Source organism: Hydrogenophaga electricum, assembly GCF_030160815.1.
GTDB lineage: Bacteria > Pseudomonadota > Gammaproteobacteria > Burkholderiales > Burkholderiaceae_C > Hydrogenophaga > Hydrogenophaga electricum.
In genome coordinates this window covers 40,599-56,093 of sequence record NZ_BSPB01000006.1, presented here as the reverse complement: position 1 = coordinate 56,093, position 15,495 = coordinate 40,599, and the positions used below count along the sequence as shown (strand labels likewise).

General features: G+C 69.7%; 12 protein-coding genes. 5 read left to right on the top strand and 7 right to left on the bottom strand.

Annotated features, from left to right (window positions below; translation table 11 throughout):
- The first annotated feature begins 2 nt into the window (after positions 1–2).
- From QQK43_RS05950 to QQK43_RS05935, 4 genes are all read left to right on the top strand, one after another.
- Positions 3–959: a LysR family transcriptional regulator gene (locus QQK43_RS05950; protein WP_234263573.1), complete on the top strand. Its 957-nt coding sequence runs from the start codon at positions 3–5 to the stop codon at positions 957–959.
- 70 nt (positions 960–1,029) lie between these two features.
- Positions 1,030–2,439: an FAD-binding oxidoreductase gene (locus QQK43_RS05945; protein ID WP_284307068.1), complete on the top strand. Its 1,410-nt coding sequence runs from the start codon at positions 1,030–1,032 to the stop codon at positions 2,437–2,439.
- A gap of 52 nt (positions 2,440–2,491) precedes the next feature.
- The gene (locus tag QQK43_RS05940; protein WP_284307067.1) at positions 2,492–3,475 is read left to right on the top strand and encodes a tripartite tricarboxylate transporter substrate-binding protein; all 984 of its coding nucleotides are present in this window, start codon (positions 2,492–2,494) and stop codon (positions 3,473–3,475) included.
- A gap of 10 nt (positions 3,476–3,485) precedes the next feature.
- Positions 3,486–4,478, top strand: coding sequence for a TauD/TfdA family dioxygenase (locus QQK43_RS05935; RefSeq protein WP_284307066.1), 993 nt, complete (start codon positions 3,486–3,488; stop codon positions 4,476–4,478).
- 72 nt (positions 4,479–4,550) lie between these two features.
- Here the strand turns inward: QQK43_RS05935 and QQK43_RS05930 are convergent, their stop codons facing one another.
- From QQK43_RS05930 to acnA, 7 genes are all read right to left on the bottom strand, one after another.
- A complete protein-coding gene (locus QQK43_RS05930; RefSeq protein WP_284307065.1) occupies positions 4,551–5,558 on the bottom strand; it encodes a Bug family tripartite tricarboxylate transporter substrate binding protein in 1,008 nt (335 codons plus the stop codon).
- An 80-nt stretch (positions 5,559–5,638) separates the two neighbouring features.
- On the bottom strand, positions 5,639–6,868 hold the full coding sequence (locus QQK43_RS05925; RefSeq protein ID WP_284307064.1) for an FAD-dependent monooxygenase: 1,230 nt from the start codon (positions 6,866–6,868) through the stop codon (positions 5,639–5,641).
- Positions 6,869–6,958: 90 nt separating this feature from the next.
- Positions 6,959–8,032: a VWA domain-containing protein gene (locus QQK43_RS05920; protein ID WP_284307063.1), complete on the bottom strand. Its 1,074-nt coding sequence runs from the start codon at positions 8,030–8,032 to the stop codon at positions 6,959–6,961.
- Complete coding sequence (locus tag QQK43_RS05915; protein WP_370465224.1) at positions 8,029–9,081, bottom strand: DUF58 domain-containing protein; 1,053 nt, start codon at positions 9,079–9,081, stop codon at positions 8,029–8,031. The genes QQK43_RS05920 and QQK43_RS05915 overlap by 4 nt, the downstream gene beginning before the upstream one ends.
- 1 nt (position 9,082) lies before the next feature.
- Positions 9,083–10,084 carry an AAA family ATPase gene (locus QQK43_RS05910; protein WP_284307062.1) on the bottom strand — a complete coding sequence of 334 codons (1,002 nt, stop codon included), beginning with the start codon at positions 10,082–10,084 and terminating at the stop codon, positions 9,083–9,085.
- A gap of 17 nt (positions 10,085–10,101) precedes the next feature.
- Positions 10,102–11,013, bottom strand: coding sequence for a S1C family serine protease (locus QQK43_RS05905; RefSeq protein WP_284307061.1), 912 nt, complete (start codon positions 11,011–11,013; stop codon positions 10,102–10,104).
- A gap of 65 nt (positions 11,014–11,078) precedes the next feature.
- The gene (gene acnA, locus QQK43_RS05900; RefSeq protein ID WP_284307060.1) at positions 11,079–13,853 is read right to left on the bottom strand and encodes an aconitate hydratase AcnA; all 2,775 of its coding nucleotides are present in this window, start codon (positions 13,851–13,853) and stop codon (positions 11,079–11,081) included.
- A 134-nt stretch (positions 13,854–13,987) separates the two neighbouring features.
- Here acnA and trhP point away from each other — a divergent pair, with 134 nt between their 5' ends.
- Entirely contained in the window at positions 13,988–15,367 is a 1,380-nt protein-coding gene (trhP, locus tag QQK43_RS05895; protein ID WP_284307059.1) for a prephenate-dependent tRNA uridine(34) hydroxylase TrhP, read from the top strand.
- The last annotated feature ends 128 nt before the right edge of the window (positions 15,368–15,495 follow it).

Below are 15,495 nucleotides of genomic sequence, written 5' to 3'. Positions count from 1 at the left end.
CGATGAGCCCCCGGCAACTGCGCTACTTCGTCGCCATCGCCCGCTCGGGCAGCATCAGCCAGGCCGCGGCCGCGCTGCACATCGCCCAGCCCTCGCTGAGCCAGCACATGGCGGCCATCGAGGAGGAACTGGGCGTTCCCCTGCTCAAACGCCACGCCCGGGGGGTCACCCTCACCCCCGCCGGGCAGCGCCTGTTCGACCGTGCCAGCGCCATCCTGCGCCAGCTCGACCACCTGCCCGACGAGGTCGCGGCGGTGCAGGGCCTGCCCCGGGGCGAAGTCAGGCTGGGCATGGACGGCTCCATCGCCGCTGTGGTGATCGCGCCGCTGTACCGGGCCATGGAAGCCCGCTATCCCGACGTGCGGGTGTTTGTCGTCACCGGCCTGTCGCACCAGATGCGCCAGGTGGTCGAGGCCCGCAGCGTCGACCTGGCCCTGATGCCCAACGCCTTCGAGCTGCCGAGCCTGCTGAGCGAGCCGGTCTACGAAGAGCACTTCTGCCTCTTCGGCGCCCGCGGCAGCTTTGCCCGCGGCCAGCGGCGCATCCGCTTCGACGACATCGGCGACCGCCCGCTGGTCGCGGCCGATCGCCACCACGACCAGCGCAAACTCATCGAGCGCGTGGCCAACGCCCGCAAACGCAGCCTGAACGTGCGTTACGAGGTCAACGACGCCGACCTCACCCGCGCCCTGGTGCGCGGCGGCCTGGCCCAGGCCGTGCTGCCCTGCAACGCGTTCGCCGCCGCCGACGGGCGCCACGGTGTGCAGTCGCTGGACATCACCGACCCGCCGCTCAACCGCATCCAGTCCATTGCCTGGCCCGCCGGCACGCCGCTCACCCCGGCCGCCGACGCGACGCGCCAGTGTCTGCACGACACCATTTCCGACCTCATCGAACGGCGCGTGCTCCAGGGAAGGCTGCCCCGGATCGACAGGCATAGGTCCGAGCCTATGGATTGAAAGAGCAGATGGTATTGGTGCTCGTGACCAGGCACTTTCATACTGCGCTTCACACCCTGGTCACAGATCCATGCCTGTCCTGAACCCTGAATTCCTGGCCGCCCTGACCGACACCGTCGGTCCCGAAGGTCTTTCCTTGGGCAACGCCATCCCGGAACGCCACCATGCCGACTGGAGCGGCACCCCGCCCCAGGCGCCGCTGGCGCTGCTGCGTCCGGCCAGCACGGCCCAGGTGTCGGCGGTGCTGCGCGCCTGCCACGCCCACCGGGTGCCGGTGGTGCCCCAGGGCGGCCTCACCGGCCTGGCGGGCGCCGCCGTGCCTTCGGCCGGGGCCGTGGCCCTGTCGCTGGACCGCATGAACGCGATCGAAGCGGTCCATGCCGACGCCCGCACCCTCACCGTGCAGGCCGGCGCCACCCTGCAGGCGGCGCAGGAAGCGGCCCAGGAAGCCGGCTGCCTGCTGGGCGTCGACCTGGGCGCCCGCGGCTCGTGCCAGATCGGCGGCACCTTGTCGACCAATGCCGGCGGCAATGGCGTGGTGCAGTTCGGCATGATGCGCGAGCAGACCCTGGGCCTGGAAGTGGTGCTGGCCGATGGCACGGTGCTGGACATGATGCGCCCGCTGGTCAAGAACAACACCGGCTACGACCTCAAGCAGCACTTCATCGGGGCCGAGGGCACGCTGGGCGTCATCACACGCGCGCTGCTGCGCCTGCATCCCGCCCCCCGGGCGCGCGCCACCGCGCTCGCGGCCGTGGCCGACTGCGACAGCGCCCTGCGCCTGCTGCGCCGGCTGCAGACACACTGCCCCGGCGGTGTGGCCGCTTTCGAACTGATGTGGCAGGACTTCCTCGACCACGCGCTGCGCTGGACGCGGACCCCGGCGCCGTTGGCGCAGAGCCACCCCTTGCTGGTGCTCACCGATCTGAGCGGCAACGACGAGCCCGCCCTGACCGAAGCGCTCGAAGCCGTGCTCGGCCAGGCGCTGGAAGAAGGCCTGGTCCGCGATGCCGTGATCGCACAGTCCCGCGCCCAGGCAGCCAGCCTGTGGCGCCTGCGGGAGGTCACGGCCGAATTCCCGACCCACCTCGCGCCCATCAACTTCGACATCAGCCTGCCACTCGACCAGTTGGGCCGCTTCGCCGACCGCTGCGTGGACGCCCTGAGCGAACGCTGGCCCGGGCAGCGATCGCTGCGCTTTGGCCATCTCGGCGACGGCAACCTGCACCTGAGCACCGACGCCCGATCGCTCGGTGGCCTGAACTTCGACGAGGCCGAGCACGCGGTCGAGGCCATCGTCTACGCCCTGGTCGCGCAGGCCGGTGGCAGCATCTCGGCCGAACACGGCATCGGCCTGCACAAAAAGCCCTTCCTGCACGCCAGCCGCAATCCCGCCGAACTGGCGGTCATGCGCGCGATCAAGCAGGCCCTCGACCCGCTGCACCTGCTCAACCCGGGCAAGGTGTTCGATCCGGCCTGAACCCGTTTCCCTCCCTTCGCCTTTTCTTCCACTTCCTCCAGGACCCACGAGCATGCAACGACGCACCACCTTCCACGCCCTCCTCGGCCTTGGCGCCGCCGCCCTGCTGGCCACCTCGGCCGCGCAGGCCGACAGCGGCCCGGCCATCCGCATCCTGGTGGGCTTCCCGGCCGGCGGCAGCAGCGATGCCATTGCGCGCCTGCTGGCACAGGGCCTGCAGCAGGAACTGGGGCGCAGCGTCATGGTGGAAAACAAACCCGGCGCCGGCGGCCAGATCGCGGCGCAAACGCTCAAGGGCGCCAAACCCGACGGCACGACGCTGTTCCTCTCCAACAGCCACACGGTCGCCATGATCCCGCTGACGATCAGCAACCCGGGCTTCGACACCGCCAAGGACTTCGCCCCCGTGGCCATGGTGGCGGTCAACCCCGACGTGTTCGTGCTCAACACCGGCGTGCTGGGCAAACCGAATGCCGGCCTGCGCGACTTTGCCCAGTGGGTCGCGGCCAATCCGGCCAAAGGCAATGTCGGCGTGCCCGCACCGGCCAGTGCGCCCGACTTTGCCGTCGGCGTGGTGGCCAGGGCGCTCGGCGCCGACCTGAAGTCGGTGCCCTACCGGGGCGACGCCCCCATCGTGCAGGACGTGATGGCCGGCCAGGTGCCGGCCGGCATCGGCTCGGTGGGCGCCATGCTGCAGCCGGCCAAGGCCGGCAAGCTGCGCATCGTCGCCGTCAATGGCACCAGCCGCCTGCCCATCCTGCCCGACGTACCCACCTATGCCGAGCTCGGCATCAAGGGCTACGAAGACATGATCTTCAACGGCGTCTTCGCCCCGGCCGGCACCCCCGCCCCCGTGATCGACAGCTACAGCGCGGCCATCACCAAGGTGGTGAAGTCGCCCGAGTTTGCCGACAAGCTCGCCAACCTGGGCATCAGCGCCCACGCCGGCAACGCCGCCGACCTGAACGCCCGCCTCAAGGCCACGCAGGACTTTTCCGCCACCATGGTCCGCAACGCCGGCTACAAACCGCAATAAGCCTTCTCCCATGAGTCTCATCCAATCGACCCCGATCACCGGTCCCGCCGCCTGGCGCGGCCCCGACTTCGCCCACGACCACAGCTGGATCCACCCGATCACGCCCGAGGCCCTCGCCGTGATCGACGCCGCGCTGGCACAGCTCAAGTCGCGCGGCCTGCGCTTTCCCGACTTCACCCGGGACGACTTCCCGATCCACGCGCTCGCGCCCGACTTGGCGCGCTACACCGACGAGCTGGAAAACGGCCGCGGCTTTCTGGTGCTGCGGGGTCTGCCGGTGGAACGCTACAGCGACGAAGACCTCGACGCCATCTACTACGGCCTGGGCCTGCACATGGGCACCCCGGTGCGCCAGAACCCGCGCGGGGACCTGCTGGGCGCCGTGATGAACGTCGGCGACGCGACGCAAAAGAGCACGCGGGTCTACGAAACCAACCTCTACCTGCCCTACCACTCGGACCCGTCCGACGTGGTCGCCCTGCTGTGCGTGCGCAAGGCCCTGCGTGGCGGCCTGAGCAGCCTGGTCAGCGTGGCCGCGATCTACAACGAGATCCTGACCCGGCACCCCGAATTCATCGGCCTGTACTACCGGCCGATGTATTTCGAGCACCTGTGCGAGCCCCGGCCCAGCCTCTCGCCCATCTTCAGTTACCACGAAGGCAAGCTCAGTTGCCGCTACCTGCGCCAGTACCTGGAGCTGGGGCATGACATCATGGAACAGCCGCTCTCGCGGGTGGAAATCGCCGCCCTCGACCTGTTCGACGACGTCATGCACGATCCGAACATCCGGCTGGACATGATGCTGGAGCCGGGCGACATCCAGTTCGCCAACAATTACGCCGTGCTGCACTCGCGCACGGGCTTCGAGGACGACCCCGATCCGGCCCGCTGGCGCAAGATGATCCGTCTGTGGCTCAAGATGGGCAACGCGCGCCCGCTCGCGCCCGAGTTCCCGGGACGCAACGGCTTCCCTGCCCCGGAGCCCGCAGCCACCCTGGCCTGACGGCAGGGCAGCGCACCCGCGCCCGACAATTGCCAGGGACTCAGGCGCTCGCCGGGTCCGGCCTCACCGCCCTCACTGGGGCCGGATGTCGTTCTTGCGAATGACCTCGGCCATGGCTTCGGTGTCGGTCCGGATGCGGTGCGCGAGCCCTTCGGGCGCGGTCCCCACCACCTGCCAGCCCTGGGCCGCGATGCGCTCGCGCACCTCGGGCCGGCGCACGATGTCGGCCAGCAGTTCCGACAGGCGCTGCACATGGGCACGCGGCAGGCTCTGCGGCGCGGCCACCGCGTTCCAGATCTCGAGGTTCAGGTCTTTCACGCCCGCCTCGCTCAGGCTGGGCAAGTCGGGCACCACGCTGCTGCGCCCGGCTGACGTCACCCCGATCGCCTTGAGCTTGCCGCCCTTGACCTGCGACATGGCCAGCCCCGGCGGCAGCAAGGCCATCTGCACCTGCCCGCCGATGAGGCCGGTGATGACCTGCGGGTTGCCGGGATACGGCACGTGCATCGGCGCGATGCCCGCCCGCGCCTTGAGCAGTTCCATGCCCAGATGGGCCACGGTGCCGATGCCCGGGGTGCCGTAGTTCCAGCGGTCGCCGCTCTGCCGCGCCGCCTCGAGAAAGGCCGCACCGCTGGTCGCCGTGCTGGCCGGCACCGCCAGCACCAGGGGCGACACCGCGATCAGCGACACCGGCTGCAATTCCTTGAGGGGATCGTAGGTGGTGGCCGGGTTGAGGATCTTGGCAATGGTCAGGTTGCCATTGATCATCAGCCCGATGGTGTGGTCGTCGGTGGCGTGCGCCACGACGGCGGCCCCGATGTTGCCGCCGGCCCCCACCCGGTTCTCCACCACCACCGGCTGACCGAGCGCCTGCGCCAGCGGATCGGCCAGCACCCGGGCCGTGAGGTCGGGCGAAGAACCCGCCGGGAATCCCACCACGAGCTTGAGCGGCCGGTTCGGCCAGGGGGCGTTGTCGGCCCACGCGCTGGCGCCCGTGGCGGCCAGCGCCAGGGCGGCCGGCAGGGCCAGCAGGCGGCGGCGCAGGGGTTGCGGCAACAGGGCGGGTGCGGGGGTTTTCATGGGCGTCGTCCTCGGGTGTTTGGCTGCGCCGCCCGTCTCGGGGCCGGCGTCCCGGCAAGCGTAGCAGGCCCGGCCGTCGTTCAGGCCAGGGGGTCGGGCGGTCCGCTGTAAAGCCAGCGATTGTCCATCACGGACTCGCCCAGCGCCGCCATCGCGAGGTTGCGCGCCAGCCGCACGGGCCCCACGGCGTGAAAGATGCTGCCATTGCGCGCCGAGCTTGCCTGCACCCGCGCATTGCGCGCCCACCGCACCTGCGCATAGCGCGCCAGCAGGGTCGGCCAGTCGACCACGCCGCCCGGGGCTTCGGCGACCGAGCGCAGGCGCCCGAGGGTCCAGGCATCTTCCAGGGCCATCGCTGCCCCCTGCGCCAGGTACGGACGCAGGGGGTGCGCCGCGTCCCCGAGCAGGGCCACGCGGCCGCGCGCCTGATCCTGCACGCCGGTCATGGGCGGCCGGTCGTTCAGCGCCCAGAGCTTCCAGTCCTGCACCGAACGCAGCATGTCCATGAGTTCAAAACAGACCGGACCCAGCGCGCGCCGCAGATCGGCATCGCGCGCCTCGTGGCTCCAGGCCTGCGGATCGCTGCCCGGCGGGCCGCCATGCCCCTGCCCGAGCACCCCGTGCACCACGGCCACGATGTTGAACCACTCGCCGCGCCGCACCGGGTAATGCACCACGTGCAGGCGCGGCCCCAGCCAGGCGGTGACCGCGTTGGCGCGCGACAGCGCCGGCACATCGCGCGCGGCGATCATGCCCCGGTAGGCCAGGTGCCCGCTGGCCCGCACCGGCTGCGCACCCAGCAACTGGTGGCGCACCCGGCTCCAGAGCCCGTCGGCGCCGATCAGCGCCTCACCGCGGAACTCCGCATCGTTTTCGGCGTGCACGCGCACTTCACCCGGCAGGGCCTCGTAGGACGCCACGCGCGTGCCGAGCGTGAGACGCACCTCGGGCCGCTGGCGCACGGCGTCGTGCAGCATGGCCAACAGATCGGCACGGTGGATGGTGGCGTAGGCCTGGCCGTAGCGCGCCCGGAACAGCGGCCCAAGGCGCATGCGCCCGATGCGGTGCCCCCCATGCGCGTCGCGCACCTGCAGCTCTTCGGGAAAGGCTGCACAGGCGTTGAGCGCCTCGGTCAGGCCCCAGTCCTGCAGCACGCGCACGGCATTCGGGCCCAGCTGGATACCAGCCCCGACCTCGCCGAAGGCCTCGGCCTGCTCGACCAGTTGCACCACCGAGCCCGAACGGGCCAGGGCCAGCGCGCAGGCCATGCCGCCGATGCCACCACCGGCCACCACGACGTTTTCTTTCATGAGGCGGCATTGTGCCGACCAAGCGCCGGTGCAGCTTGACGGGGATCAGCAAACCCCGTCATCGATGCCGTGGACGACAGCGGTGGGGCGCTACAGCACCCGCTGGAACCAGAACAGCGACAGCCCGGCCGAGAGCAGCACCAGCACGGCCGCGACTAGGGCCAGCAGACCGGAAACCTCGGTGTCCTTTTTTTCGACCGTGAGCCGGGTGCTCAGCGATTCGTACACCTTCTTGAGGTTGTCGGCGGTGCCGGCATAGAAGTATTCGCCCTGGGTGGCACGCGCCACCTCCTTGAGGCTGTCTTCATCGAGCCGCACGCGCATGGACCAGCCTTCGAAGCCGATCACCTCACCGTCGACCGTGCCCACGCCCACGGTGTAGACCTTCACGCCCCGGTCGGCCGCCATCTTGGCCGCCTCCTGCGTGTCCACCCCCGTGGTGCGCTGGCCATCGGTCAGTAGGATGATGGCGGCCGAGCTGTACGACCCGGGCGGCACCGGTTCAAACGGTTTGGCCTCGCCCTGGGCCGCGGGTTGCTGGTCGATGGGGCGGCCCTGCGGACCGAAAGGGTCGTTGCGTCGGCCCCAGGTCACGCTGGCGAGGTCCACCTGGCCGGGGAAGATCTCCGACAGCGCCACCACGATGGCACTGCCGATGGCGGTGGCGCGCTGCATCTGGAACTTGTCGATGGCGGCGTTCAGGTCTTCGCGGCTGAGCGTCACCGGCTGGACCACCTGCGCCGAGCCGGCAAAGGCCACGATGCCCACCTTCACATGGCGCGGCAGCTCGGCCAGAAAGGCCTTGGCCGCGTTCTGCGAGGCCACCAGGCGGTTGGGTTCCACGTCGGTCGCGCGCATGCTGCCGGACACGTCCATCGCCAGGATGATGGTCTGCTGGGTGGACGGCAGCAGGATGGTGGCCATGGGCCGCGCCGCGGCCAGCAGCATGGCCGCAAAAGCCAGCAACAGCAGCACGGGCGGCACGTGGCGGCGCCAGTTCCCGCCCCGCCCCATGGCTTCGCGCACGATCGACAGGCTCGCATAACGCAGCGCCGTCTGCCGGCGCCGGCGCAGCAGCCACCAGTACAGCAGCACCAGCACCGGCAGCAGCAGCAACAGCCACAGGAACTGCGGCCAGATAAAGGTGACGGGCAGGTTGTTCATGCAGCGACCTCCTTTCGCGCGGTGCCGGTGGCCACGCGCACCGGCACCGGTCCGGTCGAGGCGCCCCGGTGTGCACCGGAACGGCGTTTGCGCAGGTCGACGAAACGCACCACCGCATCGGCCAGATCGTCGTCGGTGGACAGCTCCAGCGCATCCACGCCGGCACGGGCCAGGCTTTCGCGCAAGACCGCTTCGCGCTGGGCGGCGATGCGGGCGAAGCGCTGGCGAAAGCCGCGGTCGTGCGTGTCCACCAGCAGCTGTTCGCCGGTTTCGGCATCGCGCAAAGTCAGCAGCCCGAGGTCGGGCAGTTCAAGTTCGAGCGGGTCGAGCAGGCGCACCGCGACCACGTCGTGCCGGCGCGCCAATTCGCCCAGCGGCTGCTCCCAGCCGGGCTCGCTGATGAAGTCGGACACCACAAACACCGTGCTGCGCTGGCGCACCGTGTGCGTGGCGGCGCGCAGCAGGTCGGCCAGCCGCGTGGGGCCGTGCGGCAGCGCCTTGCCGGCGGGGGTTGCGGGGGCCTCGGGCCCGAGCATCTGCATCAGACGCAGCACCTGCCCCCGCCCGCCCCGTGCCGGCAGCACGGCGTGCACCGCCGCCTGCCCGCGCCCCCCGTAGAGGGCGGCGCCGACCCGGTTGCCATGGCGGGTGATGAGCCGCGCCAGCACCCCCACAAAGCCCTGCAGCACCTCGCGCTTGCGCTGCTCACCGGAACCGAAATCGACCGAGGGGCTGAGGTCGAGCAGGAACCAGGCCGCCATCTCGCGGTCTTCGGTGAACACGCGCACGTGCGGCTGCTGCAGGCGCGCGGTCACGTTCCAGTCGATGTGGCGCACGTCGTCGTGCAACTGGTATTCGCGCAGGTCGGCCAGGTCCAGCCCGGTGCCGCGCATCAGCGTGCGGTAATCGCCCTGCAGCAGGCCGTCGAGCCGGCGGATCACCGTCCATTCGAGCCGGCGCAGCAGGGCTTCGGTGCGGCCGTTGTCTGCGGCCTGCGGCGGCACGGGCGGCGCGGCGGGAGGGGCCTGGCGGCGGCGGAACAGCCCCATCTCAGGCCGCCTTGCGTTCGGGCGCCAGCGGCTTGGCCGGTGGCAGCACGGTTTTCATGATGCGCGCCACCAGCGCGTCGCCGTCGAGCCCTTCGGACAGGCCTTCGTAGGACAGCACCACGCGGTGGCGCAGCACGTCGGGCACCAGATCGACCATGTCTTCCGGCAGCGCATAGCTGCGGCCCCGCAGCAGCGCCAGCGCACGCGCGCCCTCCACCAGCCCGATGGTGGCGCGCGGGCTGGCGCCATAGGTGATGAGCCGCGCCATGTCCTTCAGGCCGTGCCGCTCCGGCGTGCGGGTCGCCGATACGAGGCGCACCGCGTACTGCACCAGCGACGGGTCCACGTACACATCGCGGCACTGGCGCTGCAGGTCGGCCAACTGGGCGGTGGTCGCCACCGGTTGCACCTCCAGGCGCGGTCCCGTGACACGTTCGACGATGACGTACTCCTCCTCGTCGGTCGGGTAGTCCACCAGCACCTTCATCATGAAGCGGTCCACCTGGGCCTCGGGCAGCGGGTAGGTGCCTTCGGTCTCGATGGGGTTCTGCGTGGCCATGACGAGGAAGGGCTCGGGCACCTGGTGCGTTTCGCCGGCGATGGTGACCTGCCGCTCCTGCATCACCTCCAGCAGGGCGCTCTGCACCTTGGCCGGCGCGCGGTTGATTTCGTCGGCCAGCAGCAGGTTGGCGAACACCGGACCCAGCGCGGTGGCGAACTCGCCCGTCTTCTGGTTGTAGATGCGCGTGCCCACCAGATCGGCCGGCACCAGGTCGGGGGTGAACTGGATGCGCTTGAAGCGGCCCTGCACCGCCCCCGCCAGGGTCTTGACGGTCAACGTCTTGGCCAGCCCGGGCACCCCCTCGACCAGCAGATGCCCCTGTGCCAGCATGGCCACCATCACGCGTTCGAGAAAACGGTCCTGGCCCACCACCACGCGCTTGACCTCGTAGAGGATCTGTTCCATGAGTTGCGCGTGGTCGGGGGAAGTGTGTTCGCTCATGCAGCGCTCCTGGAGATTCAGAAAGGGGGAAGGCCGGCCGCCGCAGCGGCGCTCTCGATCGGCACGGCAAAACCGATGCCGACGAAGGTGCGGTGGCTGGTGGGGTTGAGGATGCCGGTGACGATGCCCACCACCTCGCCGTCCATGGTGACCAGCGGCCCGCCCGAATTGCCGGGATTGGCCGCCGCGTCGAACTGGATGAGGTTCTCGATGTCCTGCTGCCCCTCGGGCGCACGGAACGAGCGGCCGAAACCCGAGATCACCCCGGCCGAGGTGGACGGGCCGATGCCGAAGGGGTAGCCCACCGCCACCACCTGGTCGCCGGGCAGCAGGTCGCCGGTGCCCCGCAGCGTGGCCGCGTGCAGGTCGTCGGGCAGCGTGTGGGCCTGCAGCACGGCCAGGTCGTTCTGGGGTTGCACGGTGGTGACGGTGGCGCCGGATTCGGAGCCGTCGGCAAACACCAGGCGCAGGCGCTCGGCCGACTGCACCACGTGCAGGTTGGTCAGGATCAGGCCGGTGTCGACGATCACGACCCCGGTGCCGACACTCTGCTCCACCTCTTCACCCTTGCGGTTGTTCGCGAAGGACTCGACACGCACCACGGCGGGGCGGATCTTGGCCGCAGCGCGCGCGGCCGCCGAAGGCAGGTTCTGCGTGGTGAGGGTGCGCAGGACCGCAGCGTCGATGTCCTTTTGCGTGAGCGCGCGCGGGCCCTGCGCGCGCTGCCACCAGACGCTGGCCGCCAGCAACGCTGCCAGCAGCAGCAGGGCCACCCAGAGCCCCCGCACATCGGTCAGCCAGCGGCGCCAGCGCCCGCGCACAGGGGCCGGTGCCGCCAACCCATCGGCAGGCGCGGCCACGGCCGGCTCCCCGGGAACCGGCGCCGGGCCGGAGCGGGCGGAGGGGCTGTAGAGGGCTGGCTTGCGCATGGCAACTCCCTGCAGGGCGCCCGGCGGGCGCGTGGCTCACATCATGCCGCCTTGCGGCGCTGCGCTCAAGCGCCGAGCAATTGCCTGAGCACGTAAGGGAGAATTCCGCCGGCCCGGTAGTGGCCCACCTCGATCGGGGTGTCGATGCGCAGCGTGACGGTCAGCGTGCGGCGCGTACCGTCCGGACGGGTGATGACCAGTTGCGCGTCGCTCTGCGGGGTCAGCGCGGGATGCGGCACCACGTCCACGGTTTCGTCGCCGCGCAGGCCCAGCGATTCCCACGAGTCCCCGGTCTTGAACTGCAGCGGCAGCACGCCCATGCCCACCAGGTTGGAGCGGTGGATGCGCTCGAAGCTGCGCGCCACCACGGCCTTGATGCCCAGCAACTGTGTGCCCTTGGCGGCCCAGTCGCGGCTGGAGCCGGTGCCGTACTCCTCGCCCGCAAAGATCACGGTGGACACGCCTTCAGCCTGGTAGCGCATGGCCGCGTCGTAGATGGCCAGCTTCTCGCCCGAGGGCTGGTGCAGCGTGAAGCCGCCCTCTTCCCGCGCGCCATCGGCCTTGGGCGGCAGCATCAGGTTCTTGATGCGCACGTTGGCGAAGGTGCCACGCATCATCACCTCGTGGTTGCCCCGGCGCGAGCCGTAGCTGTTGAAGTCGGCCTTGAGCACACCGTGCTCTTTGAGCCACAGCCCGGCGGGCGAGCTCTCCTTGATCGAGCCGGCCGGCGAGATGTGGTCGGTGGTGATCGAATCGCCGAACAGCGCCATCACCCGCGCGCCCTGGATAGACACCGGCACGTCGGCCGGGCCGCCCTGCAGCGAGAAGCCCGTGAAGAACGGCGGCTCGGCGATGTAGGTGCTCGATGGCCAGTCGTAGGTGGTGCCGGCGGCCCCGCGGATGCGCTCCCACAGCTTGCCCGGCTCGGTGCGCACCTGGGCGTAGTTTTCGCGGTAGGCCTTGCCCTTCATGGCGTGGCGCATCAGCGCGTGAATCTCGTCGCTGGTGGGCCAGATGTCGCCCAGGTACACGTCTTTCCCGCCCTTGCCCTGCCCCACCGGCTCGGTCATCAAATCCTTGAGCACGGTGCCCGCGATGGCATAGGCCACCACCAGCGGCGGACTGGCCAGGAAGTTGGCCTTGAGGTTGGGGTGGATGCGCGCCTCGAAGTTGCGGTTGCCCGACAACACAGCCGCGCAGACCAGGTCGTTGCGCACGATGGTGTCGTTGATCGCCGGCGCCAGGTCGCCCGCGTTGCCGATGCAGGTGGTGCAGCCGTACCCGGCCAGCGCGAACCCGAGCTTTTCCAGATAGGGCAGCAGGCCGGTCTCGGTCAGGTATTCGGTGACGATGCGCGAGCCCGGCGCCAGCGAGGTCTTGATGTGCGGCCGCACCTTCAGCCCCGCTTCCACCGCCTTCTTGGCCAGCAGGCCCGCCGCCAGCAGCACGCTCGGGTTGCTGGTGTTGGTGCAACTGGTGATGGCGGCGATCAGCACATCGCCATTGCCCAGGGTATAGCCCTTGGCCGGGGCCGCGCCGGCTTCGCTGGTCACCACCGGGTGGCGCACCGGCAGCCGGTCTTCGGGCTGGTTGAAGCCGTTGCTCGCGGCCGGCTGGCTGAACAGGCTGCGGAACTGCGACGCCACCAGGCCCAGTTCGATGCGGTCCTGCGGCCGCTTGGGGCCGGCCAGCGACGGCGCCACGGTACCCAGGTCGAGCGTGATCACCTGCGAATAGGCGATCTCACCGGCCTTGATCTGCGCACCGGCCGCCCCCGGCACGCCGAACAGGCCCTGGGCACGGAAGTAGGCCTCGAAGGCCTCGATCTCGGCCTTGCTGCGGCCGGTGCCGCGGAAGTAGTCCAGCGTCTTGCCGTCGACCGGGAAGAAGCCCATGGTGGCGCCGTACTCGGGCGCCATGTTGGCGATGGTGGCGCGGTCCGGCAGCGACAGCGAGGCCGTGCCTTCGCCGAAGAACTCCACGAACTTGCCCACCACCTTGTGGCGGCGCAGGATTTCGGTCACGGTGAGCACCAGGTCGGTGGCGGTCACGCCCTCACGCAGTTGCCCGGTGAACTCGAAGCCCACCACGTCGGGCGTGAGGAAGTACACCGGCTGGCCCAGCATGGCCGCTTCGGCCTCGATGCCGCCCACGCCCCAGCCCACCACACCGATGCCATTGATCATGGTGGTGTGGCTGTCGGTGCCGACCAAGGTGTCGGGGTAGTACAGCCCCCCCTTGAGGTGCACGCCGCGCGCCAGGTACTCCAGGTTCACCTGGTGCACGATGCCGAAGCCTGGCGGCACCACGCCGAAGGTGTCGAAGGCCTGCATGCCCCATTTCATGAACTGGTAGCGCTCGCGGTTGCGCTGGAATTCCAGCTTCATGTTCAGGTCGAGCGCGTTCTTCTGGCCGTAGTAATCGACCATGACCGAGTGGTCGACCACCAGATCGACCGGCACCAGGGGTTCGATCTTTTTCGGGTCCTGTCCCAGCCGGGCTGCGGTGCTGCGCATGGCCGCCAGATCGGCCAGCAGCGGCACGCCGGTGAAGTCCTGCAGCACCACACGCGCCACGGTGAACGGGATTTCTTCCGTGCGGGACGCCGCCGGCTGCCAGTTGGCCAGTTGTTCGACATGCGCCGGCAGCACCCGCTCGCCGTCGCAATGGCGCAGCACGCTCTCCAGCACGATGCGCAGCGACACCGGCAGGCGCTGCACGTTCGGAAATGCCTGCGCCAGCGCCGGCAACGAATAGAAGCGACCCGGCTTGCCCGACGCGGTCTTGAAGGTCTTGAGCGTCTTGGCAAAGGGGTGGGCAAAAGACGTGGACGTGGCCAAGGCGGGCTCCTTTGATCGTGGGGGCGCCCCCGGCGGGCACCATGACCCTATTGTGGACAGCGGCAATGCCTGCGTGCGGCATACGGGTATAGCCCGACCGCCCCAACAGCCAATGCGGGACAATTCACCCCCTGATGAAAGCCCCCGAACTGCTCCTGCCCGCCGGCTCGCTGCACCGCATGCGCGCCGCCTACAACTTCGGCGCCGACGCGGTGTACGCCGGCCAGCCGCGCTATTCCCTGCGCGCGCGCAACAACGAATTCCGGCTCGAACAGATCGCCGAGGGCATTGGCGAAGCGCACCGGCGCGGCAAGAAGTTCTTTGTCACCAGCAACCTGATCGCCCACAACGACAAGCTGCGCACCTACCTGCGCGACCTGCAGCCGGTGGTCGAACTCAGGCCCGACGCGCTCATCATGGCCGATGCCGGCCTGATCATGCTGGTGCGCGAGCAGATGGAAAAGGGCCTCTGGCCCGAGGTGCCGATCCACCTTTCGGTGCAAGCCAACACCACCAACAGCGCCGCGGTGAAGTTCTGGCAGAAGCAAGGGATCAGCCGCATCATCCTGTCGCGCGAACTCAGCCTGGACGAGGTGCAGGCGATCCGCAACGACTGCCCGGACATCGAACTCGAAGTCTTCGTGCACGGCGCCCTGTGCATCGCCTACTCCGGCCGCTGCCTGCTGTCGGGCTACTTCAACCGCCGCGACCCCAACCAGGGCACCTGCACCAACGCCTGCCGCTGGGAATACAAGACCCAGGCCGCCACCACCGACACCGACACCGGCGACGCCGCCCCCGTGGCCAAGCTCGACGGCTTCAACTTCGCGCAGGAAGACGAGGAAGCCGCGAGCGCGTTTTCCACCACGGGCTCGGGCCAGCGCCACCCGGAGGCCAACAAGGTCTGGCTGATCGAGGAAGCCGGCCGCCCCGGCGAGCTGATGCCCATCATGGAAGACGAGCACGGCACCTACATCATGAACAGCAAGGACCTGCGCGCCGTCGAGCACGTGGGCAAGCTGGCCGCCATGGGCATCGACTCGCTCAAGATCGAAGGTCGCACCAAGAGCCACTACTACGTGGCGCGCACCGCGCAGGTGTACCGCCGCGCCATCGACGACGCCGTCGCCGGCAAACCCTTCAACCCCGAGCTGCTGCTCGAACTCGAAGGCCTGTCCAACCGCGGCTACACCGGCGGCCTGATGGAGCGCCGCCCGGCGCAGGACTACCAGAACTACATCACCGGCCACAGCGAAAGCCACCGCAGCCAGTTCGTGGGCGAGGTGCTGCAGGTGCGCGAAGACGGCTGGGCCGAGGTGGAGACCAAGAACCGCTTCGCTGTCGGCGACCGGCTGGAAGTCATTCACCCCAGCGGCAACCGCATCGTGCAGTTGGACGCGATGCAGAACCAGGATGGCGCCGCCATCGACGTCGCCCAGGGCAGCCCGGTCAAGGTCTGGGTCCCGCTGGCCACGCCCAGCGAAGGCGCGCTGATCGCGCGATTGATGGCCTGAGCCCCCACGCTCCACCGCTGCGCGGGTCGCTGCCCCCCAAGGGGGCGGCCCTGCCTTGGGGCGGCCCGGCGGCAGGTTGGACTGAACCCCCACGCTCCACCGCTGTGTGGGTCGCTGGCTCCCAAGGG

Excerpts from the sequence above, each read along its gene's own strand:
- QQK43_RS05925 (WP_284307064.1), bottom strand. The coding sequence starts at position 6,868 with ATGAAAGAAAACGTCGTGGTGGCCGGTGGTGGCATCGGCGGCATGGCC.
- QQK43_RS05920 (WP_284307063.1), bottom strand. The coding sequence starts at position 8,032 with ATGAACAACCTGCCCGTCACCTTTATCTGGCCGCAGTTCCTGTGGCTG.
- QQK43_RS05940 (WP_284307067.1), top strand. The coding sequence starts at position 2,492 with ATGCAACGACGCACCACCTTCCACGCCCTCCTCGGCCTTGGCGCCGCC.
- QQK43_RS05910 (WP_284307062.1), bottom strand. The coding sequence starts at position 10,084 with ATGAGCGAACACACTTCCCCCGACCACGCGCAACTCATGGAACAGATC.
- QQK43_RS05905 (WP_284307061.1), bottom strand. The coding sequence starts at position 11,013 with ATGCGCAAGCCAGCCCTCTACAGCCCCTCCGCCCGCTCCGGCCCGGCG.
- trhP (WP_284307059.1), top strand. The coding sequence starts at position 13,988 with ATGAAAGCCCCCGAACTGCTCCTGCCCGCCGGCTCGCTGCACCGCATG.
- QQK43_RS05935 (WP_284307066.1), top strand. The coding sequence starts at position 3,486 with ATGAGTCTCATCCAATCGACCCCGATCACCGGTCCCGCCGCCTGGCGC.
- QQK43_RS05945 (WP_284307068.1), top strand. The coding sequence starts at position 1,030 with ATGCCTGTCCTGAACCCTGAATTCCTGGCCGCCCTGACCGACACCGTC.
- QQK43_RS05915 (WP_370465224.1), bottom strand. The coding sequence starts at position 9,081 with ATGGGGCTGTTCCGCCGCCGCCAGGCCCCTCCCGCCGCGCCGCCCGTG.
- QQK43_RS05930 (WP_284307065.1), bottom strand. The coding sequence starts at position 5,558 with ATGAAAACCCCCGCACCCGCCCTGTTGCCGCAACCCCTGCGCCGCCGC.
- QQK43_RS05950 (WP_234263573.1), top strand. The coding sequence starts at position 3 with ATGAGCCCCCGGCAACTGCGCTACTTCGTCGCCATCGCCCGCTCGGGC.